General features: G+C 64.4%; 11 protein-coding genes. 5 read left to right on the top strand and 6 right to left on the bottom strand.

The window, feature by feature from the left end:
* Window positions 1-89 precede the first annotated feature (89 nt).
* Together HDE76_RS00515 and HDE76_RS00510 are read left to right on the top strand one after the other, a co-directional pair.
* Entirely contained in the window at window positions 90-1,406 is a 1,317-nt protein-coding gene (locus tag HDE76_RS00515; RefSeq protein WP_184504732.1) for a D-arabinono-1,4-lactone oxidase, read from the top strand.
* Window positions 1,403-2,596: an alanine racemase gene (locus HDE76_RS00510; RefSeq protein WP_184504730.1), complete on the top strand. Its 1,194-nt coding sequence runs from the start codon at window positions 1,403-1,405 to the stop codon at window positions 2,594-2,596. The genes HDE76_RS00515 and HDE76_RS00510 overlap by 4 nt, the downstream gene beginning before the upstream one ends.
* A 41-nt stretch (window positions 2,597-2,637) precedes the next feature.
* On the opposite strand, the gene HDE76_RS00505 is transcribed toward HDE76_RS00510, so the two are convergent.
* The 3 genes from HDE76_RS00505 to HDE76_RS00495 are packed head-to-tail and all read right to left on the bottom strand — an operon-like array spanning window position 2,638 to window position 5,678.
* Window positions 2,638-3,831, bottom strand: coding sequence for an MFS transporter (locus HDE76_RS00505; RefSeq protein ID WP_184504728.1), 1,194 nt, complete (start codon window positions 3,829-3,831; stop codon window positions 2,638-2,640).
* Between the two features lie 4 nt (window positions 3,832-3,835).
* A complete protein-coding gene (locus HDE76_RS00500; protein ID WP_184504726.1) occupies window positions 3,836-4,867 on the bottom strand; it encodes an SMP-30/gluconolactonase/LRE family protein in 1,032 nt (343 codons plus the stop codon).
* On the bottom strand, window positions 4,860-5,678 hold the full coding sequence (locus HDE76_RS00495) for an SDR family oxidoreductase (protein ID WP_221262219.1): 819 nt from the start codon (window positions 5,676-5,678) through the stop codon (window positions 4,860-4,862). Before HDE76_RS00495 ends, HDE76_RS00500 begins: the two co-directional genes overlap by 8 nt.
* A 139-nt stretch (window positions 5,679-5,817) precedes the next feature.
* Between HDE76_RS00495 and HDE76_RS00490 the strand changes: the two genes are divergently transcribed.
* The 3 genes from HDE76_RS00490 to HDE76_RS00480 all read left to right on the top strand — a co-directional run bounded on the left by HDE76_RS00490 (window position 5,818) and on the right by HDE76_RS00480 (window position 9,994).
* Window positions 5,818-6,594, top strand: a complete 777-nt coding sequence (locus HDE76_RS00490) for a class II aldolase/adducin family protein (protein ID WP_184504724.1) — start codon at window positions 5,818-5,820, stop codon at window positions 6,592-6,594.
* Window positions 6,595-6,731: 137 nt separating this feature from the next.
* Entirely contained in the window at window positions 6,732-9,143 is a 2,412-nt protein-coding gene (locus HDE76_RS00485; RefSeq protein ID WP_184504722.1) for a DEAD/DEAH box helicase, read from the top strand.
* Window positions 9,140-9,994, top strand: a complete 855-nt coding sequence (locus HDE76_RS00480; protein WP_184504719.1) for a ribonuclease H-like domain-containing protein — start codon at window positions 9,140-9,142, stop codon at window positions 9,992-9,994. The genes HDE76_RS00485 and HDE76_RS00480 overlap by 4 nt, the downstream gene beginning before the upstream one ends.
* Window positions 9,995-10,009: 15 nt before the next feature.
* On the opposite strand, the gene HDE76_RS00475 is transcribed toward HDE76_RS00480, so the two are convergent.
* From HDE76_RS00475 to HDE76_RS00465, 3 genes are all read right to left on the bottom strand, one after another.
* The gene (locus HDE76_RS00475) at window positions 10,010-11,032 is read right to left on the bottom strand and encodes a Gfo/Idh/MocA family oxidoreductase (protein WP_184504717.1); all 1,023 of its coding nucleotides are present in this window, start codon (window positions 11,030-11,032) and stop codon (window positions 10,010-10,012) included.
* A gap of 128 nt (window positions 11,033-11,160) precedes the next feature.
* Window positions 11,161-12,153 (bottom strand): inositol 2-dehydrogenase, encoded by a 993-nt coding sequence (gene iolG, locus HDE76_RS00470; protein WP_184504715.1) that lies wholly within the window; start codon window positions 12,151-12,153, stop codon window positions 11,161-11,163.
* A complete protein-coding gene (locus tag HDE76_RS00465) occupies window positions 12,146-13,012 on the bottom strand; it encodes a MurR/RpiR family transcriptional regulator (protein WP_218862539.1) in 867 nt (288 codons plus the stop codon). The genes iolG and HDE76_RS00465 overlap by 8 nt, the downstream gene beginning before the upstream one ends.
* Window positions 13,013-13,198: the final 186 nt, after the last annotated feature.

Here is a 13,198-nt window from a genome sequence, read left to right as displayed (position 1 = left end):
TCTTAGATTTGGCCTCGCCGGACCCTATGCCTGATCCGCGCCGACGGTGAGACTAAAGCCAACGTCGAGGCTCGGGAATAAGGCTCTTGTTGACTACCATCAAAACATCGGCGCGGGACACGCGAAGCCTCGGGACGCCGTGGAAAAACTGGTCGGGCTCGCAGGTCGCGCATCCATCGCTGCGCGCGATGCCGTCGTCGGAAGCCGAACTCTCGCTGCTCGTGCAGCAGCAGGCTCGTGTCCGTGTGGTCGGTGCGGGCCACTCCTTTACACCGCTGGCCGCCACCGACGACTGCATGATCTCGCTGGACCGGTTGTCCGGACTGGTGGCGCACGACACGGTATCGCACCAGGCCAAACTGTGGGCCGGCACGCGGCTGTTCGACTGTGGTCCGCTGCTGCAGTCCGTCGGTCAGGCGTTGCCCAACATGGGCGATATCGATCGACAAAGCCTTGGTGGCGTGATCTCCACGGCGACGCACGGAACGGGAATGGGCCTGCCCTGCATTGCCGCGGGTGTCACCGAACTGCGTCTTGTGACTGCCGATGGAAGCGTGCTCAGCACGAGTCCGCAGCGCGACGCCGACGTGTTTCATGCGGCAGCCGTATCGCTCGGCGCGCTGGGCGTGATCTCGCAAGTTACCCTGCAGAACGTCGCGCCCTTTCGTCTGCGCGAGCGCGTGGACGTGGTGCCGCTCGATACCGTTCTTGGCGATCTGCAACGCTGGAAGCATGAACATCGCAGCTTTGAACTCTGGGCTTTTCCGTATAGCCGTCAAGCCATCGTCAAGACGCTCGACATCACCGACGAGCCGCCGCAGATGCAAAAAAAAGGCGGCGATGCTGCCGATGGACTGCTGCGCCTGTGCAGCGAGCTGACGCGCATGTGGCCATCGCTGACGGCACCGCTGCAGAAGCTGGTCGGCCGATTCGTCAGTCCGACCTTGCGCATCGGGGATTCCTGGCGCATCTACCCCAGCGAACGGCATGTGCCGTTCAACGAAATGGAATATCACGTGCCGGCAGACGTCAGTGCCGAGGCACTGGATGAAGCCTGCCATGTGTCCGTGAACAGCCGAACCGCAGGCTTTTTCCCGATCGAATTTCGTTTCGTGGCGGGCGACTCGCACTGGCTCAGTCCCTTTCAGGGAGGCGGCCGCGCCTCGATCGCCGTACATCAGTATTACAAACAGGATTACCGCCCGCTGTTCGCCGCCGTGGAACCGATTCTCAGGCGTTACGGCGGACGGCCGCACTGGGGCAAGCTGCATACGGCGACGCATCGGGACCTGCTCCATATGTATCCGGATTTCGGCCGGTTTCTAAAGCTGCGCGCCGAACTGGATCCGACGGCCAAATTTCTGAACCCGTACCTGCAAAAGATTTTCGGGCTGGTGCACGCGTGACGACGGCGCACGACGTCTACTTTTCCGGCTTGCAGCGCGCGTTGAAGGACGCGGGCATCGCATGGCCGGTGATCGTGCTGGACCGCGCACGCATGATGCGAAACGCTGCGCGTCTCAAGGCATGGATCGCGCCGGATAAAACGCTGCGACTGGTGGAAAAATCCTTGCCGGTACCGAGCATGCTGGATCGGCTGATGCAGGCCACGCAGACGTCTGCGCTGATGGTTTTTCACGAGCCGCAGCTGCGCCAGACCGCGGTACGATTCCCGCACAGCGACCTGCTCCTCGGCAAGCCCATGCCGGTTGCCGCCGCCGCGCACTTCTATGCGCATCTCGGTGCGACGACGTTCGACCCGGCGCGGCAGCTGCAGTGGCTGATCGACACGCCGCAGCGGCTGGCGCAGTATCTCGACTTGGCGCGCGAACTTGGCGTGCGCCTGCGCATCAATGTGGAAATCGACGTGGGCCTGCATCGCGGCGGCTGCGCCACGCCGAGCGAACTGGCAAGCATGCTCACGACGATCAACGAGCATCCCGATCAGGTCGAGTTTGCCGGCCTGATGGGTTACGACGCCTTCGTCGGCAAACTGCCCGCCGTGGTGGAGTCCAGCGCGACCAGCTTCGAACGCGCCAACAGCAGCTATCGCGCGTTTCAGGAGGCGGCCCGTTCGGTGTATCCCGAGCTGTCGGCGAGTGTCTGCTGGAACGGTTCCGGCAGCCCCACGGTGGCTTTGCATCGACAAAACCGATCGCCGCTCAACGATATCAGCGCGGGGTCGTGCCTTCTCAAAGGCACGATGTTCGACCTTCCGCTGCTACGCGATTTCGAGCCGGCGGTGTTCATCGCCTCGCCCATACTGAAAGCCATCGAAGGCTCGCGGTTGGCAGGCCCGCCCTGGCTCTCCACGCTGCTGTTTGCCGGACGCAAGCAGCGTCAGCAAACGTATTTCACCTACGGCGGCGACTGGCGCGCCAGGATCGAGTCTCCGCCTCACGTCGCGGAAAACAAATACTTCGGCGTCAGTTACAACCAGGCGATGTTTTCCGGTCCGAGTGACGAGCGGCTGGCCGTCGACGATTTTCTGTTTTTGCGCCCGCACCAGTCGGAAGGCACCCTGCTGCAGATGGGGCCGCTGCAGGTATTCGAGGGCAGCCGCATCGTCGACGCGTGGTCGCCGTTCACCGAGTGATCGCCATCACCGAAGCATCTCGTTTGCCGAATCGTCGCCCGTCACATCACCAGCGACTGACGGCGTAGGCGCCACGTCAGCGGAATCGTCGCGGCGGAGAACGCGATCATCAGCATCAGCGCATATGCTGGACGACCGATCAATGCCTGCACGCCCATCGCGATGATCAGGCTGCCGGCATTGCCCGCCATCCACACCAGGGCGGTGGCGGTGCCTACGCGAGGACCGGCGCGGCGCTCGGTCAGATCCAGAATCACCGGCATTCCCGCCAGCAGAAACAGGCCATAGGTCGGCATCGCGATGAGCCCGACCAAAGTGCCTGGCGCCACGACGAGCGCCAGCATGGCGATCACCCCGACCGCACCGGACAGCAGCAGCAGCTGAAACTCGCGCTTTTTTCGGGACGCCAGTGCCGGTAAAAACGACACGCCGACGATGCCCGCCACGATCAGTCCGATGAGCATGAATCCGGCCGCGGCAGGGCTCACGCCAGCCGGTTCGAGAATGGCCTCAAGCCAGGTCAGCAGAGCGGTGAAAACGCCGATGCCGATAAACGACAGCAGGGTGATCGTGCGTATGAAACCGTCCGCCCACAGCGATGTGAGCGAAGCCCACGCCGGCAGCGACTGCTCGGTCGAACGGAACGCGCCGGGCTTGCGCAGGCTTGCCGCCAGCGCCACCGCGGCAATCACCGCATACAGCGTGCTGTAGCGAACCAGCAGCGATGTTTGCGTCGGCTCGGAAAGCATCGCGCCCATCATGATCGCCGCCAGCTGGCCGACGTAGATGCTGGCCATCGCCAGAGCCAGCCCGAGCGGGCGGCGACGCTCTTCCAGATAGTCGCTGGCCACCAGGGTGACGCCGTTGAGAATCAGCGGCTGCCCGATCGCGCAGATCAGCTGGCCGGCCAGTGCCCAGGCGTACGTGTCGTCGACCATCCGCAGCGCGGCTCCGCCCGCGATCAGCGCGGCGCCCAGCAGCAGCCCCGATCGAAAGCGGCGATCAAGCAGAAATCCGGCGGGTATCGCGAACAGCACATACATCAGCGGAAACACTTCACTGAGCCAGCCGATGGCTTCCACCGAGGTTCCGTAATGCGCGGCCGCGGTCGTCGTGACCGGCGCAAAGACAAGTTGCAGACTCATCGCCGCCGACGCCGCCAGCGCGTAGGCGCCGATCACCGACCAGGCGTTGTGCGAACCCACCGCGGCGGGAACCTTCGTCGCTATCGACATCGGATCAATCCTCGGCAAAGACATCGTGCAACGGCATGCGTGCCAGCGCGTTCTCGTCGACCGAGCCACAGACCAGCCATTCGCCTACCTCGCACGCGCTGGTGATTTTCCAGAAGGCACTCTGGCCGCGATGCTGCACGTTGGCCACCAGCTTGCCCTCCAGGCCGAACGCCAGCACGATCCCGTGGCGTGCGGGTTTGGGCTGAATCGCGGCCGGCAAGTTGGCGATGATTCTACGAATCAACGGTCGCTGCGATAGCGAATCAAGCAGCGAATTGCGCGGCGCGGCGATGGCCAGCCAGAAACGATCGCGGCCGTTGAAGCTGATGTTGTCCGGAAAGCCGGGCAGATTGTCGACAAACACGTCGGCCGTTCCGGCCTTGGGGCCTTTCAGCCAGTAGCGCTGCACGCGGTACTGCCCGCTCTCTGCCACGAGCACATACGCATCGTCCGGGCCGAGTGCCACGCCGTTGGCGAACTGCAGCCCCTTCATCAGCACGCTGGTTGTGCCTGTGGCGCAGTTGTAGTGAAGCAGGCGGCCATGACCGCCGTGTTCGATGATGTCGACCGTATCGTATCCGACACCCCACTTGCTGGACGAGTCGGTGAAATACACATGCGCGCCGGCGGCGTCCACAGCGAGGTCGTTGGTAAAGCGGTACGGCAAGCCCTCGGCCTGCGTGCTGAGTACGTCTATCGAACCGTCGGGGTCGATACGCAGCAGCCCGCGTAGCGCGTCGGCCACGAAGACCGTGCCGTCGTCCCGCGGTGCCATGCCGAGCGGACGCCCGCGCGTATTGGCCAGCGTTTCAAATGTATCGTCGCGCAGACGCGAGCGAACCACCCGACCGTCCCCATAACCGACCACGATCCGCCCGACGCCATCTACCGCCACGCCCTCCGGGCCGCTGCCCTCGATCGGATAAAAGCGCTGCAGCCGCTGCAGCCGCCGGTTGATCGCATACGGTCCCCGGTCGAGCGACGGCGCTGGCGGACAATGCCACGCAACCGGCCTCACCGGCTGTCCCTTAGCCATGACGATTTTTCCTCAGCGCGGCCTGCACGCGTCGCCCCTTCGCTTCGGCGTGGTCGACCATCAGCCGCATGATGCCGGTGGTGGCACCGAACAGACGCAGGAACTGCCCGAAGCCGGCGGGCATCACGACTTCGCTCGGCTGATCGTGTACAACCCGCATGATCTTCGACGCGACGAAATCCGCGCTCACCGATTTTTCGGAAAAAGCCAGTGCGGTGGAGTCGTCGCTCAATTCCTGCTCGAGCATGCCCGTCTCGGTCGAGGGCGGATGAACGATGGAAAACTTCAGCGGCCCCTTGCGCTCCTCCAGCGCCAGCGTGTGATGGAACGCGCGCAGCGCATGCTTGGTACCGGCGTAGCTGGCCATCCCCGGCATCGGCAGAAAAGCGGTCATGCTGCACACCGTGACAAAGTGCCCGCTGCCCTGAGCCTGAAAGCGCGGCAACGTCTGCTTCATGCCGATCAATGGGCCCAGATAATTCACCTCCAGCGTGCGGCGATGCTCGTCGATGGAAACGTCGCGGACATACCCGGTATGGATGATGCCGGCATTGTTGATCAGCACATCCAGACGGCCAAAGCGGGACCACACCAAGTCGAGCGTGGTGTTCCATTGCTCGACCGAGCGAATATCCAGTGGGACGGCCAGCGCCTCATGACCGACGTCCGCCGCCACGTTTCGCACGCGCTCAGCGTCGATGTCGGCAAGAACGATCTGGTGCCCCTCATCGGCGAGCCTGCGTGCGGTGGCCGCGCCGATGCCGCTGCCGGCGCCCGTAATGAGCACCACCTTTCGAACCCTGGACTGCATGCATTCCCCTTCCGCTTTTTCGCCATGCCGAGCATAGGCCTTTGCGAAGGAACCGTTTCGGCCAAAACGCGGCAAGCCCGTCGCAGGCGATTACCGCGGGTCTAGTATGCGAACGGTCGAAATCGAATAGGGAAACGTCATGTCTGCATTGCCGCCACAAAACACACCCAGTGCGAAGATCGACGTATCGGCACAGGAGTGGCGGCTGCGCGTCGACTTGGCCGCCGCTTACCGGCTCGTCGCCCTGCACGGATGGGACGACCTGATTTTTACGCACCTGACCGTGCGCGTGCCCGGGCCGGAGCACTACTTTCTGATCAATCCCTACGGCATGTTGTTCGACGAGATCACCGCGTCGTCGCTGGTGAAGATCGACCTGGCCGGCAACAAGGTTTCCGAATCGCCGTATGAGATCAACCCGGCCGGCTTCACGATCCACAGCGCCGTTCATGCTGCGCGCGAGGATGCGCAGTGCGTCATGCATATCCATTCGCTCAACGGCATTGCCGTGTCGGCACAGAAAGACGGTCTGCTGCCGATCTCCCAGCAGTCGCTGTTCGTCCTTGCATCGCTGGGCTACCACGGCTACGAAGGCGTGGCGCTGAACGCCGAAGAAAAGCCGCGTCTGGTCGCCGATCTGGGCAACCGCGTTTTTCTGATGCTGCGAAACCACGGCCTGCTTACCGCGAGCGCCACTGTGGCCGACGCTTTTCTGGCGATGTACATCTTTGAAACGGCGTGCGCCATCCAGGTGAAGGCCTTGAGTGGCCATCGCGAGCTGATTTCCATCGCGGCGCCGATTCTCGCCGGCATCCAGTCGCAGGCGGCCCAGGTGACCCGTGGCCTTGGTGGCGCCCTGGTCTGGCCGGGCCTGCTGCGCAAGCTGGATCGGTGCAACCCGGGCTACGACCAGTGACGCGGACGCAGAACAGCGGCTGGACGCGATCACAGCGCGGCGCCGATCGCCGCCGCGAATGACCGCCGACCCCGGCAACTATCTCACGCTGTGAGACGACGTATCCGTTCAATGAGGCACGCCGCCAGGACTTGCCCATGAACGCCCAGCTCGATCGTTACCATGCCGCCGACTCACTTGTGCTCCGAGGTCCCAGCGACGGGCGCACGCTGGCGCAGCGGCTGACCAAACGCTATGCGGCGAGAATCACCGGCGCGTTCGTCGTGCCCGGTTGCGAGGGCTCCTACGCGCCGCTGCCGGACGATCTGCCCGTGGCGCTGGCCGAGGCGCTGCGATCGCGCGGCATCGATCGGCTCTACAGCCATCAGGCGCAGGCGTGGGCAGCGGCGCAGGCGGGCGATCACGTGGCCGTGGTGACGCCGACCGCATCGGGCAAATCTCTTTGCTACACCCTGCCCGTCATCACCGCCGCCATGACCCAACACGCCAAGGCGCTGTACCTGTTTCCGACCAAGGCGCTGGCGCAGGACCAGGTCGCCGAGCTGCTGGAGTTGAACCAGGCCGGCGAGCTTGGCGTCAAGGCATTCACCTTCGATGGCGATACGCCCGGCGACGCGCGGCAGGCAATTCGGCTGCACGGCGATATCGTGGTCAGCAATCCGGACATGCTGCACCAGGCGATCCTGCCGCACCACACGAAGTGGGCGCAATTCTTCGAAAACCTGCGCTATGTGGTGATCGACGAGGTGCATACCTACCGCGGCGTGTTCGGCTCGCACGTGGCCAACGTGATCCGCCGGCTGAAGCGCGTGTGCGCGTTCTACGGCGTGCGTCCGCAGTTCATTCTGTGCTCGGCGACCATCGGCAATCCGAAGGAGCACGCCGAGGCGCTGATCGAGGACGTCGTCACCGCGATCACCGAAAGCGGCGCGCCGACTGGCGACAAGCACGTGCTGCTGTGGAATCCGCCGGTGGTGAATCCCGACCTGGGCCTGCGCGCCTCGGCGCGCTCGCAAACCAACCGCATCGCGCGGCTGGCGATCAAGTCCGGCATGAAGACACTGGTGTTCGCACAGTCGCGCACGATGGTCGAAGTGCTGACCAAGTACCTGAAGGACGTATTCGACAACGATCCACGCAAGCCCGCGCGCATCCGCGCCTATCGCGGCGGCTATCTGCCGAAGGAGCGCCGCGCCGCCGAACGCGAGATGCGCGCCGGCTCGATCGACGGCATCGTCAGCACCTCCGCGCTGGAGCTGGGCGTGGATATCGGCAGCCTGGACGTGGTGGTGCTCAACGGCTATCCGGGATCGGTGGCGTCGACCTGGCAGCGTTTCGGCCGCGCTGGCCGGCGCCAGCAGTCGGCCTTGGGCGTGCTGGTGGCCAGCAGTGATCCGCTCGATCAATACCTGGTGCGGCACCCGGAGTTTTTTCAGGGCGCGTCGCCGGAGCACGCGCGCATTCAGTCCGATCAGCCGCTGATCCTGCTCGACCACATCCGCTGTGCGGCGTTCGAACTGCCCTTCATCGGCGAGGAGATGTTCGGCACCGAAGTGGCCGCACCGTGGCTGGACGTGCTGGCCGAAGAAGGCGTGCTGCATCGCGAAGGCGATCGCTGGGAATGGATTGCCGACAGCTACCCGGCGATTGCGGTATCGCTGCGCTCCGTCGCCGACGGCAATTTCGTCGTGGTCGACCGCACCAACGGCCGCCAGACGATTATTGCCGAGGTGGATTTCAGCGCCGTGCCGGTGACCTTGTACGAAGGCGCGATTCATATGATCCAGTCGGTGCCGTATCAGGTCGAACGGCTGGACTGGGACGGCCGCAAGGCCTATGTCACGCGTACGCATGTCGACTATTACACCGACGCGATCGACTACACCAAGCTCAAGGTACTCGACTGTTTCGACACCTCGCACGCGGGCTGCGGGCAGGCGCACCACGGCGAGGTGCACGTGGTGCGCCGCGTGCCGGGCTACAAGAAGATCCGCTTCTACTCGCACGAAAACATCGGCTACGGCTCGGTCAACCTGCTCGACCAGGAGCTGCACACCACGGCGGTGTGGTGGCAGCTGGCGCAGGACGTGCTGGGTGCAGCGTTCGAGGATCGCCAGCAGGCACTGGATGGCTTTCTCGGCGCCGCGTACGCCCTGCATATCGTAGCCACGGTGGCGGTGATGGCCGAAGCGCGCGATCTGCAGAAGTCCGTCGGCAGCGGCGACGGTGCGTGGTTTGTCAGCGCCGATATCAACGGTCGTGGCCAGCTACGCGGCGTCGACGGCCAGCCAACGACGCTGGCGGCCGATGCGCCGTTTACGCCGACGGTATATCTCTACGACGCGTTCCCGGGCGGCATCGGCCAGAGCGAGCCGCTGTTCGATCGTCGCGAGGATCTGATCGCGCAGTCGGTCACGCTGATCGAACGCTGCGACTGCCGCGCGGGCTGTCCGGGCTGCGTCGGGCCGGTGCTGGCCGCCGATGAAGAGACCGCGACCACGCCGAAAGCGCTGGCGCTGCGCGTGCTGGCGCTGCTGGTCGCGCTATGAGCGCACTCGCAGGCAAACTGCGCCAGCTGCGCGCGCAGAGTGGCCAGGTAACGGCGTCACCCGTGGCAGCAAGGCCGGCAATGCCCGCCAACGTGCGCAACCTGCTGCTTCGCCATGCGCAGATAAAACAGCAGGGGCCAGCACGACTGGCCTCGCGCGATCGCGACGTGGCCGGCGACGAGATCGCGCCGGGCCTGCGCTACACCGAGGCGCGGATGGACTGGCTGCAGCCGCCGGCGCTTATCGATGCCGCATTCGCGCGGATGGAACCGATGCATCACGACAGGCTGCTGCATTTCGACACCGAAACCACCGGGCTCGCCGGCGGCACCGGCACGCGCGCCTTCATGATCGGCGCAGCCGACTGGATCGACGGTCGCTTTCGCATCCGCCAGCTCACCATCACCAGCATGGCGGCGGAGACGGCCATGCTGCGCACCTTCGCCGGCTGGCTCAGCGACGACACCGTGCTCGTGAGCTACAACGGCAAATGCTACGACGCCCCGCTGCTGGCGACGCGCTATCGGCTGGCGCGGCTGGCCAATCCCTTGCACGGGCTCGCCCATCTCGACCTGCTGCATCCGGTACGACGACGCTGGAAAGGCGTGTGGGAAAACTGCCGGCTGGCCACCGCCGAACGGCAGCTGATCGGCGTGGTGCGCGAAGACGATCTGCCTGGCGCCGAAGCCCCCGCCGCTTGGCTCACCTACTTGAAAGGCGGCTCGGCCGCCAACCTGCGCCGCGTTGCGCATCACAACGCACAGGATTTGAAGAGCCTGGCCGGCGTGTTGATCCAGCTGTCGAATCTCGGCGAGATTCCGCCGCCGCGGCGCGTGCGGAAAATCACCTGAGAGGTAACGACGTCGTTAAAGCTCCACCGGTTGATGCGTCTGCATCGACTGCCGCAGCGCAATGGCAATGCGCGTCGCCTCGGCCGCATCTTCCAGGGTGAGATCGAATGGCGTGTCGTCCAGCACGGCATCGACGAAATGCACGCACTGCGCATGAAACGCATCGCCAAAGCGTTCGAAGAAGCTCGGTGCGGAGAGCGCGCGAACGCCGTAGGCGTCGGAAATTTCCACGCGGTCCATGCGCGGATTGCGGCCCACGCTGAGCTTGCCGCCGGTGCCGATAATGTCGGTGTGGGTGTCGTGGCCGTGGGCCTGCGTGCGCGAGGCGTGGAACATCGCCACGCAGCCGTTTTCGAATTCGCAGATGGCCACGCCGTTGTCGATATCGCCCAGCGCCTTCAGCTCGTCGTACACCGCGACCGTGCCGGCGGCATACGCGCGAATCGCCTTGGGACGGCCCAACAGCCAGCGCGCCAGATCGACGTCGTGCACGCTGCAGTCGAGGAACAGGCCGCCGCTGGTCGGCGCGAACTTGACGAAGGCGCCGCTGGGATCGAGCAGGTCGGCCGTCTGCGAATACACCATGAAAGGCTTGCCGATGGCGCCAGCCTCGATCTGCGCCTTGGCATCGCGATAGCTGGCATCGAAGTGGCGGACGAAACCGACCATCGCACGCAGCTGCGGATAGCGCGCCGCGTGCGCCACCGTGCGCTGGCAGGCTTCCAGTTCCAGCGACAGCGGCTTTTCGCAGAACACGTGCTTGCCGGCATCGAGCGCCAGCTCGATCTGATTGGCGTGCAGCGAGGTCGGCGTGACCAGGAACACGGCGTCGAGCGCGGGATCGGCCAGCATCTGCGCGTAGTCGCTGTAACTTTTTTCGATACCGAGCGCGTCGCGCGCCCAATCGATTTCTTCCTGCACCGGACTGCAGACGGCTGCCAGACACGCACGCGGCACGTTACGCGCCAGGTTTTCCGCATAGCGACGGCCCAAGCGACCCAGTCCTGCCAGGCCGATGTTGAGAGTTTTCTGATTCATGCATGCACTCGATAAATTCATTCGGTGAAGTGGCGCGCGAGCCGCGCCACTGAGCTAGCAACACGCGGCAAGCGGACAGTTCACGGGAAACCAGACATCGCCGTTTCCCGTTCCCTGTTCCCGAGCTCTTAGATAGAGCACTCCAGCGCCTTGCCCTCCTTGAACGAGCGCGTGGCCAGCTCGGCCAATTCCAGCGATTTGATGCCGTCGGCGATCGTGGTGCGTACGGGCGTACCGTCATTCAAGGCATCGAAGAAATGCGCGATTTCCAGCGCGTAGGCATCGCGGTAGCGCTCGAGGAAAAAATGCTCGGGCTTGTCGGTGCTGATGGACTGCTCGCCCCAGGCGACGACCTGGGTGGGACGCACGTTGCCGGCCTGCAGCAGACCCTTGCTGCCCAGCACCTCGAAGCGCTGGTCGTAGCCGTAGGCGGCGCGGCGCGAGGTGTTGATCTGGCACAGGCCGCCGCTCTTGGTGCGAATGGTGACTACGGCCTGGGTGATGTCGCCCGCGGCGGCCACTTCCGGAAAGCCCAGGCTGCCGCCGGTGGCGTACACGCTCACCGCCTCACCGCCGAGAATCCAGCGAAAGATGTCGAAGTCGTGGATCAGCATGTCCTTGAACACGCCGCCGGAGCGCTCGATGTACGACACCGGCGGCGGCGCCGGATCGCGGCTGGTGATGACCAGCATCTCGGCCTCGCCGATCTCGCCAGCCTCGAGCCGCGCCTTCAGCGCAGCAAAGGTGGGATCGAAGCGGCGTTGAAAGCCGACCATGCAGACCACACCGGCTTTTTGCACTGCCGCCTCGCACTCGCGTGCGCGCTGCACATCGAGATCGACCGGCTTCTCGCAGAAGATCGCCTTGCCGGCAGCGGCCGAACGCAGAATCAGATCGGCATGCGTGTCGGTACTGGAACCGATCACCACGGCGCCGATGGCCGGGTCGTTCAACGCGTCCTCGACCGACACGACCTTGGCGCCGAGCTCGGCGGCCAGCGCCTCGGCCGACGGCGCATGCGTGTCGACCACGTATTTCAGCTTGGCCTGCGGGTGACGCGCCACGTTGGCGGCGTGGATCTTGCCGATACGGCCGGCGCCAAAAACGGCTACTTCAATCATCGTATTCTCCAGGGGGGGTGGTTTCTTCAACGGTCAGTTCGAGCTTGTAGGCCAGCGCGACGAACAGCGCCTGGCACAGGCAGATGGTGCTGGTCAGCGCACGAAAGGCGAACGCGCTGCCCTCGCGCACTTTCAGCAGGACGCTCGCGTGGCGGGCCAGCGGGCCCATGCCGCTTTCGGTAATCGCCAGCACCTTGGCCTTATGCTGGCTGGCGATGCGCGCGCAGTAGAGAGTTTCTTTTCCGTAGGGGGGAAAGCTGATCGCGATCAGCACGTCGTTCTTGCCGATGCTGCGCATCTGCTCGCGATACATGCCGCCGAGGCCGTTCACCAGCAGCACGCGCTTGTGCGTGTGCTGCAGGGCGTAGGCGATATAGCTGGCAATGGAAAACGCGCGACGCACGGCGACCACGTAAATCGTGTCGGCCTTGACCAGCAGATCGACCGCATCCTCGAAGCTTTTCGCATCGAATTCGTTGGCCAGCTCATCGAGCCCTGCCCGGCTGGCGTCAATGAAACGCAGCGCCATCTGCGCGGGCTGCATCTGTTCGGGCCCATCTTCGATTACCCGGCGGATGCGCTGCTGGTAACTGCGCGCGGGTGTGACGTGCGCCGTGTGTTCGCTGCGGAACACCGCCTGCATCTCGCTGTAGCCGGAAAAATCGAAGCGCTGCGCGAACCGCACCACCGCCGACGCATGCACGCCGGCGCCCTCGGCAACCTCGTTGACGCGCTGGAGCATGATGTTGGCACGCTGCTCCTCGACATAGCGCGCCACGTTCTGCTGCTGCCGCGGCAGCGCATCGAACTGCTCGGCAATGCGTTGCATCAGTTGTTCCACACCGCTGGTTTTTGTCATGTGTCCTTACCCAAGAGCCACCGCGTCGCGTCGCGGCAAGGTGCCTGTTATGCATCGAATGGAATATTTATTCCACTTTTTTTTATTGTGCAATGCAAATTGCAAATTGAAAAAAGGGGGTTCATCCTCGCCCCAGCTTCGCACCGCCTCGCCTGTCAACAGGCATGGCCCGATCTGAACCGAGCC

This window comes from Rhodanobacter sp. ANJX3, from assembly GCF_014200755.1.
Lineage (GTDB): Bacteria > Pseudomonadota > Gammaproteobacteria > Xanthomonadales > Rhodanobacteraceae > Rhodanobacter.
The sequence above is the reverse complement of the archived record's forward strand: the minus strand, read 5'-3'. Positions and strand labels throughout refer to the sequence as shown.